A 24,124-nucleotide genomic window follows, 5' to 3' on the forward strand; every position below is an offset into this window, starting at 1 on the left:
ATCGATGACCCGCGGCGTCCTGCCCGGTTTCCCGCTCACCGCGGCGCAGGCCGGGGTCTGGTACGCGCACCAGCTCGACCAGGCGAGCCCGGACTTCGGGCTCGCCTGGTCCGTGGAGATCCGTGGCGCGATCGACCTGGACCGGCTCCGCGACGCCGTGCGCCGCGCGGTCACCGAGGCGGAATGCCTGCACGTGACGGCCGGAATGGCCGGCGGCACGCCGGTCCAGTACCCGGTGGCGCCGTCGGCCGGCGTCGACGTCGTCGATCTGACCGGCGAGGCGGACCCGTCCGTGGCCGCGGAGGCGTGGATGTCCGACCGGCTGGGGACGGGCATGAACCCGGCGCGGGGCCCGCTGACCGCCCACGCGGTGCTGACGCTCGGACGTGAGCACGTCGTGTGGTTCCAGCGCTACCACCACTTCGTGATGGACGCGCACGGCCAGCTCGCGCTGACCAGGAGGGCCGCGGCGCTCTACAACGGATCGGACGACGATCCCGGCTGGGCGCTCCCGGTGCTCGCCGACGCCGATGCGGCGTACCGGGAATCCGCGCAGCATGCGACCGATCGTGCCTACTGGCAAGGAAAACTGGCCGGGCGCCCGGATCCGGTCCGGCTCGTGGAACGCTCCGGCGCCCCGGCCCGCCACGGGTTCGTCCTCGCCGCGGCCCGTACCGGTGCGCTGCGGAAGCTCGCGGGGAATCTGGGCACGCGGCTGTCCCGTGTGACGATCGCGGCGGTCGCGGCCTACGCCCACCGGGTCACCGGTGTCGAAGACCTGGTGCTCGGCCTGCCCGTGGCGGCACGTGACGAGGCGACACGGGGCAGGCCGGGGATGACGGCGAACCTGCTGCCCCTGCGGCTGACCGTGCGCCCGGAACACACCCCCGCGCAGCTGATCGAGACGGTGGCAGCCGAGGTCGGCGAGCTGGTCGAACACGGCCGGTATCGCGGTGAGGAGCTGGCGAAGGAACTCGGTGTGCCCGGCGGGATCCACGACCTGGTGGGTCTCGGTGTCAATCATCTGACCACGGGCAACGGCCTCGCTTTCGGGACTGCTCAGGCGTCGGTCCGCCCTCTCGCGTTGGGCCCGGTGACCGATCTGGCGGTCGCGATCACCGATTCCGGCGAGGGACATGGTCTGCGGATCGATCTGGAGGGGGTCTGTACCCCGGCGGAGTTCGTCGGCCACGAGCGCCGGTTGACCAGCGTCGTCGACGCGCTGCTCATCAGGACGGACCAGCCGCTCGCCGGGATCGACCTGCTCAGTGCGGCCGAACGCGCCCGGGTACTGGCGGAGTTCGGCGCCGATCCGGCCGACGCACCCGAGCTGACCTGGCCCGCGGCGTTCGGCCGGGTGGTGGCGAAGACACCGGACGCCGTCGCGGTGGTGTGCGAGGAAGAACGGCTCAGCTATCGCGAACTGGACGCCGCGGCCAACCGCCTCGCCCGGTTGCTGCAGGCCCGCGACGTCGGCACCGAGGACGTCGTCGCGGTCGCGCTGCCCCGCTCGGTCGACCTCGTGGTCGCGTTGCTGGGGGTGCTCAAGGCCGGGGCGGCGTATCTGCCACTGGACCTCGACCACCCGGAGGACCGGCTGGCCTACATGCTCGACGACGCGAGCGCACGTCTCATACTGTCCACGGTGGATCTCGCGGATCAGTTGCCCGCCGGGTCCGAAGTAGACCGCGTGTTGCTCGACGACGCTTCGGTGCGTGCAGAACTCTCCACACTGGACTCATCCACAGTAGACGTCAGCGGGCTGAGGTTGGATGGCGCCGCCTACGTCATCTACACCTCGGGTTCGACAGGACGCCCCAAAGGCGTCGTGCTGTCCCACGACGGTATCGGCAGCCTGATCGTGACGGCGACCGAGCGGATCGGGATCGGGCCGGACAGCCGGGTCGTTCAGTTCGCTTCGGTCGGATTCGACGTCACGGTGTGGGATCTGGTGATGTCGCTGTGCGTCGGCGGCAGGCTGATCCTGGTGCCCGCGCACCGCCGCGTCGCCGGCGTCGAGCTGACCGGCTACATCACCGAGCACGCCGCGACCCACATGATCCTGCCGCCGTCGCTGGTGGCCGCGCTGCCGCGGGAATGCACGCTGCCACGCGGCGCCACGCTGATCGTGGGCACCGAGACCGTGCCGCCGGACCTGATCGCCCGCTGGGCCCGCGACCTGCGCGTCGTCGCCGCGTACGGGCTCACCGAGGCGACGGTGAATTCCACGCTCTGGCCGGCCGAAGCGGACTGGACAGGCCCGATCCCGATCGGGCACCCGGACCCGAACACCCGGTGCTACGTGCTCGACACCGCGCTCAGCCCGGTGCCGGTCGGCGTCGAGGGCGAACTCTACGTCGGCGGTCGTGGCCTGGCCCGCGGTTACGTGGGCCGCGCCGGCCTTACGGCGGAACGGTTCGTGGCGGACCCGTTCGCGGGCGCCGGCGAACGCATGTACCGCACCGGTGACCGGGTGCGCTGGCGCGCCGACGGCGAGCTGGACTTCCTCGGCCGCGCCGATCACCAGGTCAAGATCCGCGGGTTCCGCATCGAACCCGGCGAGATCGAATCGGTCGTCGTGGCCCATCCCGCGGTCGCCTCGGTGGCCGTGGTGCCGCGCGAGGTGAGCCCGGGGGACCGGCGGCTCGTCGCCTATGTGGTGCCCACCACCGATTCGGCGGGCGAGCGCGATGCCGAGCGGGAAGCCGCTCAGGTCGAGCGCTGGAAGAGCGTGCACGAACTGCTCTACTCGGTCGCCGACCGCGACCCGTTCGAAGAGGGCTTCACCGGCTGGAACTCCACCTACGACGGAGAACCGTTGCCGCTGGAGGAAATGCGTGCCTGGCGTGAGTCCACAGTGGATTCGATCAGGGCGCTCGGGCCACGCCGGGTGCTGGAGATCGGTGTGGGCAGTGGATTGATCCTCTCCCGGATCGCCCCGGACGTCGACGAGTACTGGGGGCTCGACCTGTCCGAAGAGGTCGTCGATCTCCTCCGGCGGCGGGTCGCGGAACGACCGGAGCTGGCGGAGAAGGTCCGGCTGCACGCGGCGCCCGCCCATGACCTCGGCGATCTCCCCGGCGGGCATTTCGACACGATCGTGCTCAACTCGGTCATCCAGTACTTCCCGAGCGCCGACTACCTCGCCGACGTGCTGAGTCAGGCCGTCGAGCTGCTCGCCCCGGGCGGCGTCGTGTTCGTCGGCGACGTCCGGAACCTGCGGCTGCTGCGCGCGTTGCGGGCCGGTGTCGCGGTCGGTGCCGGTTCGGCCACTTTGGACGCTGTCGACACGGCTGTCCGCTGGGAAGACGAACTACTGGTGGATCCGGGCTTCTTCCCGGCGCTGACTCGGCATGCGGACGGGATCGCCGAGGCGGATGTCCGGCTCAAACGCGCCGGGTACGACAACGAACTGAGCCGCTACCGCTACGACGTCGTCCTGCGGACCACTGCCGCGCGATCGCAGGAGTGCCCGGTCGTACCGTGGGCCGAGTTGGGCTCGTCAGGCGCCCTGACCGAGCACCTGAGCACCCGGCGTCCGGAGACCCTGCGCGTCGCGGCCGTGCCCAACGATCGGCTGACCGCCGACCTTTCGGCGCTGCGCGGACTCGGTGCCGGGCTGCCTGCCGCGACCGGGCGGCCCGCCGATCCGGACGTGCTCCTCGAACTGGCCGCCGCGGCGGGCTACCGGGGCGTCGCGACCTGGTCCGGCCCGGACACGGACGGCGCGTTCGACCTCCTGCTGGCCCACGAGGATTCCACTGTGGACCTCCGGGGCGACTATCTCGGAGCGGACGCGCCGCTGGCGTCCTTCGTCAACGTGCCCGCGGTCTTCCGTGATCCGGCCGGGCTGATGAAGGAATTGCGAAGCCGCGTCGAAGACGCCCTGCCTCACTACATGGTTCCGTCGGCCTTCGTCGCGCTCGACCGGCTGCCCTTGATGACGAACGGAAAACTCGACCGAGCGGCATTGCCGGAGCCCGATTTCGGGGCGTTGGCCAGTGGTCGCGCGCCCCGCACTCCGCGCGAACAAGCCTTGTGCGCGGTGATCTCCGAGGTGCTGGGCGTTGCTTCGGCAGGTGCGGACGACGACTTCTTCGCGCTCGGCGGCGACAGTATCCAATCGATCCGCCTCGTGCTCGGCGCCGCCGAACGGGGCCTGGTGATCACGCCACGTCAGGTGTTCCAGCATCGCACCGCGGAAGCGCTCGCCGCCTGTGCCACCGAGGTGGTCGCCGAGCCCGCCGTGGACAGTCCGCTGCTGGAACTGTCCACAGCGGACGCCGACGCGCTCGGTGCGTACGAGGAAGTCCTGCCGGTGACGCCGTTGCAGGAAGGTTTCTACTTCCACGCGGCGTTCGACACCGAAGAGTCCGATGTGTACACCGTGCAGGAGGTGTTCGACCTGCGCGGCCCGCTCGACCCGACGGCGGTGCGCCGCGCGGTGCAGGACCTGCTCGACCGGCACACATCGCTGCGTTCCGGCTTCCGCCTGCTCGACGACGGCCGGGTCGTCCAGGTCGTCGCCGGACACGCCGAGCTGCCGTGGCGCGAGGTGGACGTGCGGGACAGCCCCGGCCCGGATCGCGCGACGGCGGCACTCGAAGCCGACCGGACGCGCCGGTTCGCGCTCGATCGGCCGCCGTTGCTCCGCGCCACGCTGGTCCGCATCAGCGAAGACCGCAGCAGGCTGGCGCTCACCTTCCACCACATCGTCGCCGACGGCTGGTCGGTGGTGGTGATGGTGCGGGAAATCCTCGCCCGCTACGACAACCAGGACGCGCTGCCCGCCCCCAGTTCGCGGGCGGACTACCTCCGTTGGCTGGCGGGCCGCGATTCCGACTCCGCCCGGCGAGCGTGGGAGAACGCGCTGGCCGGGATCGAGGAACCCACCCGGCTGGTCGAGACGCCGAGGGGGACAGCTCCGCGCCGTTCCGCGAAGATCCACATCTCTCTCGGCGAAGACGTCACCGGGAAGCTGGGCACGCTCGGCCGGGAACGCGGCCTGACGCTCGGCACGCTGCTGCACGGCGCCTGGGGCCTGCTGCTCGGCAGGCTCACCGGACGCGACGACCTGGTCTTCGGCAGCACGGTCTCAGGCCGTGGCGCCGGGGTGGCGGGCATCGAATCGGCGGTCGGCCTCTACATCAACACGCTTCCGGTCCGGCTGCGCTGGTCCGGTTCGGACACCCTGACGACGGTCCTGCGGCGGCTACAGGACGAGCAGACGGCGTTGCTGGACCACCAGCACCTCGGGCTCGCCGAACTCCAGCGCCTCGCCGGAACCGGGCAGGAAGAGCTGTTCGACACGCTGGTGGTGGTCGAGAACTACCCACGGGACAGCGATCAGAGCGGTGCGCTGACGGTCAGCGGTGTCGAAGTCAACGACGCCGTGCACTTCCCGGTGGCCCTCATCGCCACACCGGGCGAGACCCTGGACTTCAGCCTGAAATTCGACGCGGCTCGCCTCGACGCGCACGCGGCGGAACGGCTCGCCGAACGATTCCTCCGTGTGCTCGAAACGATCGCGGCCGACGCCGATCAGCTCGTGTCCCATGTGGACATCGCATCACCGTCTGAGCTGTCACGGGTCGCGGAGATCAACGCGACCGCGGTGACGATCCCCGAACGCACCCTGGTTTCCGCCTTCGCGGATCAGGTCGCGAAGACACCCGATGCCCCCGCAGTGATTTTCGAAGGCGCGGAGCTGTCCTATGCGGAGCTCGACGCACAGTCGGACGCACTCGCGCGGCGGTTGCGCACGCTGGGAGCGGGTCCGGAGCACGTGGTCGGAGTCACCGTCCCACGCTCGGCCGAACTGATGATCGCGCTGCTGGGCGTGCTCAAATCCGGCGCCGCGTATCTGCCGATCGACCTCGATTACCCGGCCGACCGGCTGACGTTCATGCTCACCGGCTCGGGTGCGAAGCTCGTCGTCACGGAACCCGGCACCGTGGACCGGGTTCCCGTGGTCGAAGGTGTGACTTCGGTGCCGGTGACCGGCCCGGAAGCGCCCGATGCCGTCCCGGCGCCGCCGGATCCGGACAACGCCGCTTATCTGATCTACACCTCCGGTTCGACCGGACGGCCCAAGGGTGTGGTGGTCACCCACCGCGCCATCGCGAACCGGCTCGCCTGGATGCAGCACGAGTACCGCCTCGCCGGAAACGACCGGGTACTGCAGAAAACCCCGTCGAGCTTCGACGTTTCGGTGTGGGAGTTCTTCTGGGCCCTGTGCGAGGGCGCGGCGGTGGTGCTCGCCAAGCCGGACGGTCACCGCGACCCGGCCTACCTTGCCGGGCTGATCCGCGAACAGCGGGTCACCACCCTGCATTTCGTGCCGTCGATGCTCACCGCCTTCCTTGGCGCGGAGGAGGTCACGGACGATCCACGCTGGGCCGATCACCTCCGGCACGTGTTCGCGAGCGGTGAGGCACTGCCCGGCGAAGCCGCCGAGCGGTGGCGTGCGCTGACCGGCGTCCCGCTGCACAACCTCTACGGCCCGACCGAGGCCGCTGTCGACGTGTCGTATTTCGCCTGCCACGGCGGTTCCGGGACGACCGTCCCCATTGGACGTCCGGTGTGGAACACCCGCCTCCACGTGCTCGACACCTGTCTCCGGCCGGTGCCCGACGGCGTCGCGGGCGAGCTGTACCTCGCCGGTGTCCAGCTCGCCAGGGGCTACCACGGACGGCCAGGGCTCACCGTCGAACGGTTCGTCGCCGATCCGTTCGGCGAACCCGGCGGGCGGCTCTACCGCACCGGCGACCTGGTGCGCCGTCGCGCCGACGGCGAACTGGAGTACCTCGGGCGTACCGACCGGCAGGTCAAGATCCGCGGCAACCGGATCGAACTCGGCGAGATCGAGGCGGTCATCGCCGCTCAGCCGGGGGTGACAGCGGCGGCGGTCGTGGCTCGCGACGGCGCGCTCGTCGGCTACGCAACCGGATCCGCCGAGGTCACACCGCTGCGGACGGCGCTGTCCGAGGCGTTGCCCGCGCCGATGGTGCCCAGTGCGCTGATGGTGCTGGACGAGTTCCCGCTGACTCCGAGCGGGAAGCTCGACAGCCGGGCGCTCCCCGCACCCGCCGTTCCGGAAACCGGCCAGGTCGCCGCACCCCGCGACGGCAGGGAACGGCTACTGGCCGGGATCTTCGCCGAGGTGCTCGGGCTGGCGGACGTCGGTGCCGACGCGGACTTCTTCCTGCTCGGCGGTGACAGCATCTCGTCGATCAGTGTGTCCAGCCGGGCCCGGAAGGCGGGCTTCGCACTGAGCCCGAAGGACGTGTTCGACCATCGCACCCCGGCCGCGCTCGCCGCGTTGGGCGGTCCTGCGGAACTACTGGAAACTGTCGCATCACCGTCCGATGTGGACGGTGTAGGTGACGTTCCGCTGCTGCCCGCCGCGCATCGCCTGCGCGAACTCGGAGACGCGGCGGTGCCCGAGTCCGTCGTGCTCCGGACGCCTGCCGCGGCGGACATCGAGACACTGGCCGCCGCTGTGCAATCGGTGCTGGACCACCACGACGGTCTGCGACTCAAGCGTACCCGCGTCGCGTCCGTGCTGTGGTCGCTGGAAACCCAGCCCATCGGCGCGGTGTCCGCGGCCGATCTGCTGCGACGTGGCGAAATCACGGACGAAACGTTCGCCGAAGCCGCTGCCAGGCTTGACCCGGACGCGGGTATCCTGCTCCAGGCGGTGTGGTCCGACGCGGAGGCCGAACTGCTTCTCGTCGCACATCCGCTGCTGCTGGACGTGTGGTCGTGGCCCACGATCGCGGACGACCTCGCGGTGGCGTGGGCGGCCGTCAGCGAAGGCCGCCGACCGGCGTTCGACTCGATCGAGACTTCGCTGCGTACCCACGCCCGGCGGATCGCCGAACGGGCTCACAGCCCGCAGACGCTCGCCGACTTCGAACGCTGGGCGGACCTTCTCACGAGCACGGAACCCCTGCCCGAGACCGGGAACCAGGTCGAACGCACCTTCGCATTGTCCACTGAGGACAGCAGGAAGATCGTCGAAGTCTTGTCCGACGTCGTGCGCGTAGACGTCACGGACGTGCTGCTGGCGGCGCTGAAACAGGCAGCCGGGGACGTCCTGGTCGAGGTCCAGGGCCGTCCGCGCGAGCTGGCGAGGACGGTCGGCGCGGTACACGACGCACGTCCGGTGCGGCTGGCCGGTGTGGGGGAGCCGCTGGAAATCCTCAAGCAGGTCAAGGAGATCGTCCGCACCACGCCGGACAGTGTTGGCTACGGGCTGCTGCGGTACCTGAACACGCAGACTGCTCCGCTGCTCGCGCGGTCGGCGCGGCCTCAGGTCCTCCTGCGTTACGTGGGCCGGGTCCCGATGGGCGGCGAGGACTGGTCGTTCGTGCGGCAGACGTCGGCGCCCGCCGGTGAGCACACTCTGCGTGTCGGCGTGACCTGCGAGGACACCGAGGCGGGGCCTCGCCTGGTCGCCACCTTCGCCGGTCCGGCCGACGCCGTCGCGCTCGCCGAGAGCTGGCTTGACGCACTCCGGGCGCTCGCGGCGGCGGACACGGCGGAAGTGGTCACGCTGACCCCGTCGGACCTGGCACTGACCGAACTCGACCAGGCGGAGATCGACCGCGTCACCGGGCTGGCCGCTCACCCCCTGGTCGACATCTGGCCGTTGTCGCCGCTCCAGGAAGGCCTCTTCTTCCACTCCAGCTACGACCAGGCCCGCGTCGACATCTACACGATCCAAGAGGTCATCGACTTCGACCGCGAACTGGACGCCGGCAGGCTGCGGGCCGCGTGCGCGGCCATGCTGCGCCGCACACCGAGCCTGCGGGCCGGATTCACCAGCGACGGCCTGCGTGGCCCGGTCCAGTTCGTCACCGCCGAGTTCGCCTCACCGGTGTCCGAAGTGGACCTCAGCGGACTGTCCGAAGCGGACCGCCGGGATCGGCTCGCCGAGATCGTCGAGCAGGATCGCACCACGAGGTACGATCTGGCCGTGCCGCCGCTGTTCCGGCTCACCCTGATCCGGCTCGGCGAGGGCCGTGACCGGGTCCTGGTGAACCGGCACCTCCTGCTGTGGGACGGCTGGTCGGCGTGGTTGTTCATCGAGCAGCTCTTCGCGCTCTACGAACTGTCCGGTGACGACCGTGCCCTGCCCGCCGCAGGTTCCTATGTGGACTACCTGTCCTGGCTGTCCGAACAGGACGTCGAGGCCGCGGCCGGAGCCTGGCGGGACGCGCTCGCCGGCTTGTCCGAGCCGACCCTTATCGGCCCGGACACCCAGGGCAGGGAGCCGGTCACCCCGGTAGCGGTCGACACCCTGCTGCCGGCGGAACTCACCGACCGGCTGCGAGAGCAGGCCCGGCGGCACGGTCTCACGGTGAACTCGGTGCTGAACGCGGCTTGGGCGCTCGTGCTGTCCACCATGACCGGCCGTCAGGACGTCGTGTTCGGCGCCGCGGTGGCTGGCCGCCCGGCGGCCGTCCCGGACATCGAGAGCACCATCGGGCTCTTTCTCAACACGGTGCCCACACGGGTCCGTCTGAGCCCCGGCGAATCCGTGCTCGACCTGCTGCGCCGCGTCCAGGCCGAGCGGATGGACCTGACACCGTACGAGTTCATGAGCCTCGGTGTACTCCAGCGGGAGTCCGGCCATCGGACCTTGTTCGACACGCTGTTCGTCCTGCGCAACGCCGACGGTGATGATCGTCTCGCCGGGCTCCGGCATCGGCACGGTATCACCGAGATGGTCAACATCGACGCGACGCATTACCCGCTGACACTCGTGGTGACCCCGGGTTCGCGGCTGCGGGTCACACTGTCCTATCGGGACGATGTCTTCGCCGCGGAGACCGTCGAGGATGTGCTCGGCCGGTTCACTTCGCTTGTGGAGCAACTCATCGGCGACCTCACCGCGCCGGTCGGAGCACTCGATACGCTCTCGGCCGGACGTCGCGCGGAACTGGCGGCGGACTGGGCGTCCAGCGAGAACCCGATGATCGCCGACACGGTCGCGGACCTGCTCGCCCGGCAGGCGGCCAGGTCGCCGGACACGATCGCGCTCGTCTTCGGTGAGCAACGGCTGACCTACGCGGAACTCGATGCCCGCATCAACCGGATGGCGCGGCTCCTGCTCGTCAGGGGAGCCGCGCCGGAAGAGGTGGTCGCACTCGGCCTGCCCCGGTCGATCGACATGGTGGTGGCCCTGTTCGCGGTGCTCCGTACCGGCGCGGCGTACCTGCCGCTCGAACTGGACTATCCGGCCGACCGGCTCGCGATGATGCTGGACGATGCGCAGCCGCTGTGCCTGGTGTCCACTTCGGACGTCGCCGCGGCACTCCCATCGGGGATACCCCGCGTGCTCCTCGACACCGCCGAGGTCGGCGTCGAACTGTCCTCATTGGACGGTGGCGAGATCACCGACGCGGAACGTCCGTTGTTCTCGCGCGATCGCGCCGACCGGATGGAACACCCGGCCTACGTCATCTACACCTCGGGTTCGACCGGGAAGCCGAAGGGTGTCGTCACTCCGTATCGCGGCCTGACCAACATGCAGCTGAACCACCAGGAGGCGATCTTCGCCCCCGCGATCGCCTCGGCGGGCGGCCGTGGGCTGCGTATCGCGCACACCGTGTCGTTCGCCTTCGACATGTCGTGGGAAGAGCTGCTGTGGCTGGTCGAAGGTCACGAAGTGCATGTCTGCGACGAGGAACTGCGACGCGATGCCCGCGCGCTGGTGTCCTATTGCGACGAACACCGGATCGATGTCGTGAACGTCACGCCGACCTACGCGCATCTGCTGATCGAAGAGGGCCTGCTGGACGACGGCGACGGCAGTCATCGGCCGGCGCTCGTGCTGCTGGGCGGCGAGGCGGTGTCCGAATCGGTCTGGAACCGGTTGCGGGACACCGAGGGAACCTACGGCTACAACCTCTACGGCCCGACCGAGTACACGATCAACACGCTCGGCGGCGGTACGACCGACAGCGACATCCCCACCGTCGGAAAGCCGATCTGGAACACCCGCGCCTACATCGTGGACGCCTGGCTTCGGCCGGTCCCGGACGGTGTCGCGGGTGAGCTGTACATCGCGGGCACCGGTATCGCCCGCGGCTATCTGAACCGCCCCGGCCTGACCGCGGAGCGATTCGTGGCTGATCCGTACGGTGCGCCGGGGGAGCGGATGTACCGCACCGGTGACCTCGTCCGGCGCCGCCCCGACGGGAATCTCGACTTCCTCGGCCGGACCGACGACCAGGTCAAGATCCGCGGCTACCGAGTCGAACTCGGCGAGATCGAGACCGCGCTGACCCGGCATCCGCAGGTCGCCCAGGCCGCGGTCATCGCCCGTCCCGATCCCTCGGCGCCGGGCCTGCAGCGGCTCGTCGGCTACGTCGTGCCCGCCGAGCTGAGCGGCGACGCGCGCGACGCGGCCGAGGCGGAGCAGGTCGGGGAGTGGCAGCAGATCTACTCCGACGAGTACACCGAGATCCCGACCGCGTTGTTCACCGAGGACTTCGCCGGCTGGGACTCCAGCTACGACGGTGAACCGATCCCGCCGGCGCACATGCGTGAGTGGAGGTCCGCCACGGTGGCCCGGATCAGCGAGCTGAAACCGCGCCGGGTGCTGGAAATCGGCGTCGGTACCGGGCTGCTGATGGGACAGCTCGCGCCGGTCGCCGAAGAGTACTGGGGCACGGACCTGGCCGCGCCGGTGATCGCGAAGCTCACCAAGGAGCTGGCGACGGAGCCGGAGCTGGCCGCGAAGATCACGCTACGCGCGCAGCCCGCGCACGTGTTCGACGGCCTGCCGCGCGGGCACTTCGACACGATCGTACTCAACTCGGTGATCCAGTACTTCCCGAGTGTCGACTACTTGACCGACGTCCTCCGGTCCGCGACCGAGTTGCTCGCCGCCGGCGGCTCACTGTTCGTCGGCGACGTGCGGAACCTGCGGCTGGCCAGGTCCTTCCACACCGCGATCCAGCTGACCAGGGCCGATGCCACCTCGGACGTCGCGCGGCTGCGGCGGGCGATCGAACGGGCCGCGGCGCTGGAGAAGGAACTCCTGATCGACCCGGACTACTTCGCCGCGCTCGGGCCGACGTTCGGCGGCGTCGACGTCCACGTCCGGATCAAGCGGGCTGCACTGCACAACGAGCTGAGCCGATACCGCTACGACGTCGTGCTGACGAAGGATCCCGTCGACTCGTTGTCCGTCGCGCAGGCACCGCGGATCCTCTGGGACGAGCTGGGAGTCTTCGCGGAGCTGGAGCGAAAGCTGGCGGAGTCGCCCGAACTGCTGCGCGTCGCTCGGATTCCGGACGCCCGGTTGACCGCCGAATTCGAGGCGATGCGCGCGCTGGACGCCGGCGTCTCACTGCTTGACGTGCTCGACCGTTTTCACTCCGGGGGCGGCGTCGAGCCGGAAGCCGTGCATCGGCTGGGAGAGCGGCTCGGCTACGGCGTGCACACGACCTGGTCGACCGGTGCCGATGGTGTGTTCGACGCGGTGTTCGTCCACTCCGGACTGTCTGCTTCGGACGGACCGGTTTCGGGTCTCTACGTCCCCGCGGCGACCGGGACGAACCTCGCCCGGTTCGCCACCAGCCCGACGGCCTCGCGCGGGGGAGCCGAGCTGGTCCAGGTACTGCGCGAGGCACTCAAGCGGGAACTGCCGGACTACATGGTTCCCGCCGCGTTGGTCACACTCGGCAGCCTGCCGTTGACGGACAACGGGAAGCTCAACGTCCGGGCGTTGCCGGACGCCGAACCGGCGGTCACGCTCACGGAAAGCCGCGCGGCCGAGACTCCGGAGGAAGAGACGTTGTGCGCCCTCTTCGCCGACGTCCTCGGGCTGGAACGGGTCGGCGTCGAGGACAACTTCTTCGATCTGGGCGGACATTCCTTGCTGGCGACCCGGCTGATCAGCCGGGCCCGCACCGAACTGGACGCCGAACTGGCGATCAAGGATCTGTTCGAGGCCCCGACTCCCGCCCTCCTCGCCGGGCGTGCCGGAACCGGGGCGCCCGCCCGGCCCGCCGTGGTCGCGGCCGTCAGGCCTGAGCGGATTCCGCTTTCCGCTGCGCAGCAACGCTTGTGGCTCGTCGAACAGCTGGACGGGAACGGAGCGGCGTACACGTACCCCTTGGTCGTCCGGCTGCGTGGCGCGTTGGACGTCGAGGCGCTGCGAGCCGCTTTTGCCGATGTACTGGAACGACATGAGGTCCTGCGGACGGTGTTCACCGACGTCGACGGGACGCCGTATCAGTGCATTGTGGACACTCCGGAACCGCCGTTCTCGGTGACGGAATGCCCTGAAGCCGACCTCGGCACACGGCTGGATTTTGTGGCCCGCCGTCGATTCGACCTGACCGCCGAGCTACCCGCGCGGATCGATGTGGTGCGCCTGGCCGCGGAGGATCACGTGGTCGCGATGGTGCTGCACCACAGTGCGACCGACGAATGGTCCGACCGCCCCTTCCTGGACGACCTGACAACGGCGTACCGGGCGCGACTGACCGGTGACCGTCCGCAGTGGACATCGCTGCCGGTTCAGTACGCGGATTTCGCCTTGTGGCAGCGGCGTTTCCTGGCCGATAACGGGGCGGAGCAACTGGCGTTCTGGATCGGAGCGCTGCGCGGCCTGCCCGAGGAGATCCCGCTCCCGCTCGACCGAGCGCGTCCCGCCGTGCCGGGTGGGCAGGGTGGCAAGGTCGCGCTGGAGCTGCCCGCGGAGCTGGCCGACGCCCTCCGGACGTTGTCCGGGCAGTCCGGGGTGAGCCTGTTCATGGTGTTGCAGGCCGCGGTGGCGGCGTTGCTGCACCGCCTCGGCGCGGGCGACGACATCCCGCTGGGCGCCCCGGTCGCGGGTCGCACCGATGCGGCTCTCGACGACCTCGTCGGATTCTTCGTCAACACACTCGTGTTGCGGACCGACGTCTCCGGGGAACCCACGTTCACCGAACTCCTCGACCGGGTGCGGGCCACGGATCTCGCCGCCTTCTCGCATCAGGATCTGCCGTTCGAACGGGTCGTGGAAGAACTCAACCCGGCCCGGCTCCCCGGCCGGAACCCGTTGTTCCAGGTCATGGTCGGCTATCACTATCGGCCGGACGGTGACCCCGACGTCCTCGGCATGGCGACCGAATGGCTCGAACCGGACCAGGGCGCCGCCAAGTTCGACCTGCACTTCACGCTGGTGGACGAGGCAGCCCGGGGCCGCTGTGCCCTGATGCTCGAGTACGCCGCCGATCGCGCCGACCGGCGCACGGCTGAGGGTTTGCTCGCCCGGCTGGCCGGTCTGCTGGCCCAGGTGACGGCGGACCCGGCGTCGCGACTCGGTGACCTCGACGTGCTGAGCGCGGACGAGCGGGCGCGGCTGGAGTCCTGGAACGCGACACGCCACGACGTGCCCGCGCTTGCTTTGCCGCGATTGTTCGAGGCGCAGGTCACGCGGACTCCGGACGCGACCGCGGTGATGTTCGAGGACGAGCGCGTGTCCTATATGGACCTGAACGCTCGCGCGAACCGGCTGGCGCGCTGGCTGGTGAATCGTGGCGTCGGTGCGGGCTCGGTGGTGGCGGTGTCGGTGCCCCGCTCGGTGGAGCTGGTCGTCGCGTTGTACGCGATTCACAAGGCGGGTGCGGCTTACCTGCCGGTGGACCGGGACTATCCGGCCGAGCGTGTCGCCTTCATGCTGGCCGACGCCACTCCGGCCGTGGTGCTGGACGATCTGACGCCGTTCGCCGAGTCGGCGGACCACGACGACTCCGACCTGGCGGTGGAGATCGACCCGGAGTGCCCGGCGTACGTCATCTACACGTCAGGTTCCACGGGTCGTCCGAAGGGTGTGGTGGTGCCGCACGCCGGGATTGTGAACCGTCTGCTGTGGATGCGGGCCGAGTACGGTTTGTCCACGGACGACCGGGTGCTGCAGAAGACGCCGTCGAGCTTCGATGTTTCGGTGTGGGAGTTCTTCTGGCCGCTCATCACCGGAGCCACGCTGGTGGTGGCGAAGCCGGAGGGACACCGGGATCCGGCGTATCTGGCCGAGTTGATCCAGCGGGCCGGCGTGACGACCGTCCACTTCGTACCATCCATGCTGCGTCTCTTCCTGGAGGAACCCGGATCAGCGCGGTGTGACGCCCTGCGTCGGGTGTTGTGCAGCGGTGAGGCCCTACCAGCCGACCTCGCGACATGGTTTACCGAGGTGTTCGACGCCGAGCTGCACAACCTGTACGGGCCGACCGAGGCCTCGGTCGACGTGACCGCATACCGCGCCACCGCCCCGTTTACGGGCTCGACCGTCCCGATCGGACGTCCGGTGTGGAACACGCGGACGTACGTGCTGGATGCCGCCCTGCGGCAGGTACCGCCGGGCGTCGCGGGGGAGCTGTACCTCGCGGGTGTCCAGCTCGCACGCGGTTACCTCGCGCGCCCGGGGATCACCGCCGAACGCTTCGTGGCCGATCCGTTCGGTGCGCAGGGAGAGCGGATGTACCGCACGGGTGATCTCGCGCGGTGGAGCGGTGACGGCGTGCTGGAGTTCCTCGGCCGGGTCGATCACCAGGTGAAGCTCCGAGGCTTCCGGGTCGAACTCGGGGAGGTGGAAGCGGCGCTCACCTCGGCCGCTGCGGTCACCGCCGCCGTCGTCGTGGCCAAGGACGACCGGCTGGTCGCCTACGTCCTCGCCGAGTCCACAGTAGACACCGAAGAACTGCGTTCGGCAGTGAGCGCGAGCCTGCCGGAGCACATGGTCCCGTCCACGATCCTCGTCCTGGGCGAGTTGCCGCTGACGCCGAACGGCAAGCTCGACCGCGCGGCGCTGCCGGAACCGGATTTCGGCGGGGGACGCGGCCGCGCTCCCGCCACACCGCGGGAGACGGCGTTGTGCGCCCTGTTCGCGGACGTGCTCGACGTCGATAGCGTCGGTCCCGATGACGATTTCTTCGTTCTGGGCGGCCATTCGCTGCTGGCGATGCGGCTGGTCGCGCGCATCCGCACGGCGCTGAACATCGAGGTCGGCATCCGGCAGGTGTTCGACGCGCGGACTGTCGCGCGGCTCGCCACGACGCTCGCCGTACCGGCGGAGTCCCGGCCTGCCCTGACCGCGGTCGCGCGGTCCGGCCACGTGCCGTTGTCGGCGGCGCAGCAGCGGTTGTGGTTCCTCTACCAGCTCGAAGGCCCGACCGCGACGTACACCATTCCGCTTGCCTGGCGGCTCACCGGGCCAGTGGACGTCGACGTGCTCCGCGTGGCGTTCGGGGACGTCGTCACGCGGCACGAGGTGTTGCGGACGGTCTTCGAGACGCACGGCGGTGTCGCGGTCCAACGCGTGCTCGACTCCGTGGAACTCGATTTCGCGGTCGAGTCGATCGCGGAGGAGGGGCTGCGTGCCCGTCTGACCGGTGAGGCGTCCGTCTCGTTCGCCCTCGATGATCAGCCGCCGGTCCGGGTGCGGGTGTTCGCGTTGCCGTCCGGCGAACACGTACTGCTGATCCTGGTCCACCACGTCGTCACCGACGAGTGGTCGGAGCGGCCGCTGCTGGCGGATCTGGCCACGGCCTATCGCTCCCGGCTCGACGGCGACACTCCAAAGTGGACACCATTGCCTGTGCAGTACGCGGACTACGCGATGTGGCAACGTGAAATGCTCGGGTCCGAAGAGGACGATTCGAGTGTCATGGTCCGGCAGCTGGAGTTCTGGCGGGACACGCTCGCCGGGATGCCCGAGGAGCTGGCGCTGCCCACGGACCGTCCGCGTCCGGCGGAGGCGAGCCATCGCGGTGGCACGGTGACCTTCCCCATCGACGCCGGGCTGGCCGACCGGCTCCGCGCGGTGGCCCGCGAGCACGACGTGAGCATGTTCATGCTGGTGCAGGCCGCGGTCGCGGTTCTGCTGCACCGGCTCGGCGCGGGAACCGACATCCCGCTCGGCGCACCGGTCTCCGGCCGGTCCGACGAGCGGCTCGCCGGTCTGATCGGCTTCTTCGTGAATTCGCTGGTGTTGCGGACGGACCTCTCCGGCGACCCGGCCTTCGACGAGGTACTCCGGCGCGTGCGGGCGGCCGACCTCGCCGCGTTCGAGCACCAGGATCTGCCGTTCGACCGGCTCGTCGAGGCCGTCAACCCGGAGCGGTCGCTGGCGCGTCATCCGCTGTTCCAGGTCATGGTCGTGCATCTGCCCGCGGGCACCGGCGGTCTCGCCCTGCCGGGTGTCACAGCGGCTCGGGAGGATTTCGACCACGACGTCGCGAAGTTCGACCTGGAGTTCGGCTTCCTCGAAGACGCGGCGCACGGTGGGATCTCCGGTGCCATCGAGTACAGCGCGGATCTGTTCGACCACGGCACGGTGGTCGAGCTGGGTGGACGGCTGCTGCGCGTACTGACGCAAATCGCCGCCGACCCGGCGACCCGGATCGGCGCGGTCGATGTTCTCGGCGAGGACGGGCGGGCGCTGCTGACCGAGTGGAACGCGACAGGCCAGGAGGTCCCCGCGGTCTCCTTGCCGCGACTGTTCGAGGCACAGGTCTCGCGGACTCCGGATGCGACGGCGGTAGTATTCGAGGACGAGCGGGTGTCTTATGGCGACTTGAACGCCCGGGCGAACCGGCTGGCGCGCTGGTTGATCGACCACGGTGTGCGCACCGAGTCGGTCGTGGCCGTGTCGTTGCCACGTTCGGTGGAACTGATCGTCGCGTTGTACGCGATTCACAAAGCAGGCGCCGCCTACCTGCCGCTCGACCCGGACTACCCGGCCGAGCGGCGCGCGCTGATGGTGGCCGACGCCACCCCAGCGGTCGTGCTGGAAAACCTGACCCCGTTCGCTGAGTCGGTCGCCTACGACGGGACCGATTTGGCGGTCGACGTCGATCCGCGACACCCGGCCTACGTCATCTACACCTCGGGCTCGACGGGCCGCCCCAAGGGGGTGGTCATCCCGCACGCGGGCGTCGTGAACCGTCTGGTGTGGATGCAGGCAGAGTACGGTTTGTCCACGGACGACCGGGTGCTGCAGAAGACGCCGTCGAGCTTCGACGTGTCGGTGTGGGAGTTCTTCTGGCCGCTCATCACCGGTGCGACACTGGTCGTGGCGAAGCCGGAGGGGCACAAGGATCCGGCGTATCTGGCCGAGTTGATCCAGCGGGCCGAGGTGACCACTGTCCACTTCGTACCCTCCATGCTGGAAGTCTTCCTCGCCGAACCACGTGCGGCCGGGTGCCGTGGCCTGCGGCAGGTGATGGCCAGTGGCGAAGCGCTGCCCCCTGACGTCGTCACTCGATTCTCCGAGGTGCTCGACGCCGAGCTACACAACCTGTATGGCCCGACCGAGGCCTCCGTCGACGTCACGGCGTCCGCGGCGCACATCGCGACCTCAGGCACCGTCCCTATTGGACGTCCGGTGTGGAACACCCGGACCTACGTGCTCGACGCGACGTTGCGGCCGGTACCACCGGGGGTGCCTGGCGAGCTGTACCTGGCGGGCGCGCAACTCGCCCGTGGCTACCTCGCGCGGCCGGGGCTCACTGCCGAGCGGTTCGTGGCCGATCCGTACGGCGCACCGGGGGAGCGGATGTACCGCACCGGCGATCTCGCGCGGTGGAACGCCGATGGCCACCTGGAGTTTCTCGGCCGAGCCGACGACCAGGTCAAGCTCCGTGGCTTCCGGATCGAACTCGGCGAGATCGATGCCGTACTCGCGTCACATCCCGCTGTCGCGCAAGCACGTACGGTCGTCAGGGAGGATCGGCCGGGACAGCGACAGCTAGTCGCGTACGTGGTGCTCAGCACCGCTGCCGACGAGGCCGTGTTGCTTACGCATGCCGCCGCGGTGCTGCCGGAGCACATGGTCCCGGCAGCGGTGGTGCCCGTGGCGGAACTGCCGCTCACGCCCAGCGGCAAGCTCGACCGCAGGGCCCTGCCCGCGCCGGACTTCGCCGACGCGGTCACCGACGACCTGCCGAGGACGCCGCGCGAGACCACGCTCGCGGGGATCGTCGCCGACGTGCTCGGCCTGGCGAAAGTCGGGATCCACGACGACTTCTTCCGGCTCGGCGGCGACAGCATCATCGCCATGCAGCTGGCCGGACGAGCCCGCGACGCGGGTCTGGTGGTGAGTCCGCGTGACGTGTTCCGCCACCGGACCGTCGCCGGGCTGGCCGAGGCTGCCACGGAGCGGCTCTCCGCACCATCCACTGAGGACGGTCGGCCATTGTTGGAGCTGACCGAAGAGGAACGTGCGGAGATCTGGGCACTCGCACCGGACACGGCGGAGGTCTGGCCGCTCACACCGCTGCAGTCGGGCCTGCTGTTCCTGGCCACCATGGACACCGACTGCCCCGACGTCTACACCGTTCAGGTCGCCTTCGACCTCGACGGCGAGGTGGTTCCGGAACGCCTGCGGGCCGCGGTCCAGGCACTGGTCGAGCGGCATCCGAACCTCCGGGGGAGCTACCGCTACCTGAATTCGGGCCGGGCGGTGGCTCTCGTACCGCGCGCAGTCGAGGTGCCGTGGCGGTACGCTGATCTGTCCACTACGGACACTTTCGCCGACGAGCTCGCCCACGAGGGACGGCGGTTCGATCCCGCGACCGCGCCGCTGCTCCGGTTCCTGCTGGTCAAGCTGGACGAGAACCGGTACCGGCTCGTGTTCTCGCACCAACACCTGCTGCTGGACGGCTGGTCGGTTCCCCAGTTGCTGGCCGAACTGCTGGCGTTGTACGCCCACGGGGACGCGCTGCTCCCGGCCCTGCCGTACCGCGCCTACCTGAGCTGGCTGGCCGACCAGGACACCGAGGCAGCCGAGGAGGCCTGGCGCGCGGCGCTCGACGGGCTCGGCGAACCGACGCACCTGGTGCCCGCCGATCCTCAGCGGGTTCCCGAACTGCCCCACCGGCGTGCGCTCGAATTGTCCACTGAGGACACTTGGGCGCTCACAGCGGCCGCGCGTGACCGGGGCCTGACGGTGAACACGCTCGTCCAGACGGCCTGGGGGGTGCTGCTCGGCAGGTTCACCGGACGGACCGACGTCGTGTTCGGTGCCACCGTCGCGGGACGGCCGCCGGAACTGGCCGGAGCCGACCGGATGATCGGCCTGTTCATCAACACCGTCCCGGTCCGGGTGCGGTTCGACCCGGCGGAAACGGTGGGCGAGGTGCTCGACCGGCTCCAGGACGAGCAGTCGGCGCTGATCCCGCACCAGCACCTCGGGCTCGCCGACATCCAGCGAACCGCCGGACTGGGCGAGCTGTTCGACACGCTGATCGTGTTCGAAAGCTATCCTGGCGCCGCGGAACCCGAAGGCAGCCAAGGCCTTCGTGCCGAGATCGTCCGGCACGAAGACGCCACGCACTACCCGCTGACCTGGGCTGTCGAGCCGGGCGAGCGGCTGAAGCTGACCGCCGAATATCGGGCGGACCTGTTCGACGACGCCGTGCCGCGGCGGTTGCTGACGGCGATGGAACTGGTCCTCCGTGCTCTGGTGTCCGATGTGGACAGGACGATCGGCGCGGTCGACGTCCTGAGCGCCGCCGAGCGGCGGCGGATCGTCCAGTGCTGGAACGCCACCGCGGCCGAGGTCGAGCCGTCCACAGTGGCCGGTCTGTTCGAAGCTCAGGTCCGCCGCTCACCGGACGCGGTGGCGGTGGTGAGCGGGACGACGTCGTGGACGTACGCGGAGCTGAACGCGCGAGCCAACCGGCTGGCGCGGGCGCTGGTGGAGCGCGGTGCCGGACCCGAGACGGTAGTCGCGTTGGCGTTGCCCCGGTCGGCGGAAACACTGCTCGCGATTCTGGCCGTGCACAAGGCAGGGGCGGCCTACCTGCCGCTCGACCCCGCCTACCCGGCCGAACGGCTCACGGCGATGCTCGCCGACGCGCGTCCCCGGCTGCTGCTCACCGATCCGGCGGTGTCCGGTTCGTTCACGACATCCGAAGTGGACACTTTGTCGTTGCCGGAACTGTCCATGCTGGACCTTCCGGCTCACAATCTGTCCGATGAGGACCGGTGGAAACCGTTACGTCAGGAGAACCCGGCGTACGTGATCTACACGTCCGGTTCGACAGGGACTCCGAAGGGTGTCGTGGTGACCCACCGTGGCCTGGCCAATCTGTTCCACAGCCATCGCGAGACGCTGTACCGGCCGGCGATCGCGAAGACCGGACGTACGCACCTGCGCGTCGGCCATGCCTGGTCGTTCTCCTTCGACGCCTCCTGGCAGCCGCAGCTGTGGCTGCTCGACGGGCACGCCGTGCACGTCGTCGACGAGGAAGCACAGCGTGATCCGGAGCTGCTGGCCGCGATGATCCGGCGGGACGGGTTCGACTTCATCGAGGTCACGCCGTCGTTCTTCGCGCAGATGGCCGAGGCGGGGCTGCTCGATGGCGACCGCTGCCCGCTCGCCGTCGTCGGGGTGGGCGGCGAGGCGGTGCCGGAACAGCTGTGGCATCGTTTGGCCACTTTGGACGGCACCGAGGCGTTCAACCTCTACGGCCCCACGGAATCCACGGTGGACGCGCTGGTCGCGAGGGTCGCGGACAGCACACGCCCACTCGTGGGACGGCCGGTCGCGAACACCAGGGCCTATGTGCTCGACGGCGCGCTGCGCCCGGTGCCACCGGGTGTCACGGGCGAGCTGTACCTCGCCGGGGCGGGCCTGGCCAGGGGATATCTGGGCAGGCAGGGGCTGACCGCCGAGCGGTTCGTCGCCGACCCGTTCGGCGCGGAGTTCGGCGACGCGGGCGGCCGGATGTACCGCACCGGTGATCTCGCCCGCTGGACCGAGGACGGCCGTCTCGACTTCGGCGGCCGCGCCGACGACCAGGTGAAGATCCGCGGGTTCCGGATCGAGCCCGCCGAGGTCGAAGCGGTGCTGGACCGGCATCCGGCGGTCGCGCGGTCGGTCGTGGTGGTGCGTGAGGACCGGCCCCGGCTGAAACAGCTCGTCGCCTACGTGGTCCCGCTCGCCGGATCCACGGTGGACTCGGCGAAGCTGCGCGCCTACGTGAGCGACACGGTTCCGGACTATCTGGTCCCGGCGGCGTTCGTGGTGCTGCCCGCGCTTCCGGTGCTGGCGAACGGCAAGCTCGACCGGGCCGCGCTGCCGCAGCCGGACTACCGCGAACTCGTGTCGGGCAGGGCACCGGAGACCGCGCGGGAGAAGGCGTTGTGCGCGGTGTTCGCCGAAGTCCTCGGCGTCCCCGGACTTGGTGTCGAGGACGATTTCTTCGCGCTCGGCGGCGACAGCATCGTCGCGATGCAGCTGGTCAGCCGGGCGCGGGCGACCGGTCTGCGGATCTCCCCTCGGCACGTCTTCCAGTACCGGACGGTCGCGGGGCTGGCCGACGTCGCCACCGAAGTCACCGCCACGACCGGGCCGCGGGACGACGGGACCGGCACGGTCGGCCTCACGCCGATCATGCACGCCATGCGGGAGCTGGGCGGCCCGATCGCGGGCTACCATCAAGCGGCGCTGCTTCGTACTCCGGCGAGTCTCGATCGCGATCGGCTGACCGCTGTGCTCCAAGCGGTGGTCGACCGGCACGCGATGCTCCGCGCGCGGCTGGATCGTGCGCCCGACGAATGGGCGCTACGGGTTCCGGGGCCGGTGGATGTCGCGAACTGGATCGACCGGGTCGACGTCGCGGAGGTGTCCGATTTGGACACTGTGATCGCTGAACACGCCCGCGCGACGCGGGATCGGCTGGACCCGGACGCGGGCGCGATGCTGCGCGCGACCTGGTTCGACGCCGGTCCGGAGGAGCCGGGGCGGCTGCTGATCCTGATCCATCACCTGGTGATCGACGGGGTGTCGTGGCGTGTCATCCTGCCCGACCTCGCCGCCGCGTGGGAGGCGGTCTCCGCGGGCAGGACCCCGGAACTGTCCCCTGTGGACACTTCGTTCCGCCGCTGGTCCGAGGCACTGGCCGAGCGTGCCGTGGACGCGACCCGGGCGTCCGAGCTGACGCGGTGGAAGTCGGTGCTGAGCGGAGGCGCGCCCATCCCGGTGGACCGGCCGCTCGACCACACCCGCGACGTCGAGGGGACGCTGCGGTCGTTGTCGCTCACCCTGCCGCCGGAGCTGACCGGGCCATTGCTCGGCCGGGTGCCCGCGGCCTTCCGGGCCACGGTGAACGACGTGCTGCTCACGGGGCTCGCGCTCGCGGTCGCGGACTGGCGACAGCGTCACGGCGGGGGAGCGGCCACGGCGGTGCTGGTCGACTTGGAAGGCCACGGCCGCGAGGAGGAGTTGGCCGGTGGCGCGGATTTGTCGCGGACGGTCGGCTGGTTCACCAGCGTCGTCCCGGTCTGTCTTGACGCCGGCCCGGTCGATCTCGCCGACGCGTTCGCGGGCGGCGCGGCCGCCGGTGCCGCGCTCGACCGGGTCCGGTCTCATCTGGACGAACTGGTGGCGTCCGGCGTCGGATTCGGCCTGCTGCGCTATCTGAACCCGGAGACCGGTCGCGAACTGGCCGGATTGCCCGCGCCGCAGATCGAGTTCAACTACATGGGCCGGTTCGGCCATCCGGAAGAGACGGACTGGTCGTACGCGCCGGAAGCCGACGCCGCCGACCTGGGAGCAGACCCGGGGAAGCCGGTGACACACAGCCTCACGGTCAACGCGCTGACCGAGGACCGCACGGGCGGCCCGGAGCTCGGCGCGTACTGGTCGTGGCCGGACTCCGTGCTGACCGAGGAGTCGGTGCGGGATCTGGCGGAAACCTGGTTCCGGGCACTGGGCGCGCTCATCCGGCGCGCCGACGATCTCACGAAGAAGGAGAACTGATGACCAACCCGTTCGAAAACCCCGACGGCACCTTCCACGTACTGGTCAACGACGAGGGCCAGCACAGCCTGTGGCCCGAGTTCGTCGAGATCCCCGCGGGCTGGACGTCGGCCTTCGGCCCCGGCACCCGCCAGTCCTGTCTCGACTACGTCGAACAGAACTGGACCGACCTGCGCCCGAAGTCCCTCATCAAGGCCATGGAGTCCTGACCAAACCACGTAACTCGCGTGTCTGAAACGCGAACTCGCGTGATTGGACGCGTAACTCGCGTGATTGAACGGAGAACTCGCGTGATCGGGCGAGATCTCCGTCCAATCACGCGAGTTCCGTCTCTGGACACGCGAGATCGCCGTC

The 24,124-nt window shown here is 69.9% G+C and carries 2 protein-coding genes; both read left to right on the top strand.

Annotated features, from left to right (window positions below; translation table 11 throughout):
• Positions 1-4 precede the first annotated feature (4 nt).
• On the top strand, positions 5-23,770 hold the full coding sequence (locus ACFWY9_RS15645) for a non-ribosomal peptide synthase/polyketide synthase (protein WP_378339133.1): 23,766 nt from the start codon (positions 5-7) through the stop codon (positions 23,768-23,770).
• Positions 23,770-23,979 (top strand): MbtH family protein, encoded by a 210-nt coding sequence (locus ACFWY9_RS15650; protein ID WP_378322644.1) that lies wholly within the window; start codon positions 23,770-23,772, stop codon positions 23,977-23,979. Before ACFWY9_RS15645 ends, ACFWY9_RS15650 begins: the two co-directional genes overlap by 1 nt.
• The last annotated feature ends 145 nt before the right edge of the window (positions 23,980-24,124 follow it).

The organism is Amycolatopsis sp. NPDC059027 (genome assembly GCF_042739735.1).
Taxonomy (GTDB): Bacteria; Actinomycetota; Actinomycetes; order Mycobacteriales; family Pseudonocardiaceae; genus Amycolatopsis.

Excerpts from the sequence above, each read along its gene's own strand:
- ACFWY9_RS15650 (WP_378322644.1), top strand. The coding sequence starts at position 23,770 with ATGACCAACCCGTTCGAAAACCCCGACGGCACCTTCCACGTACTGGTC.
- ACFWY9_RS15645 (WP_378339133.1), top strand. The coding sequence starts at position 5 with ATGACCCGCGGCGTCCTGCCCGGTTTCCCGCTCACCGCGGCGCAGGCC.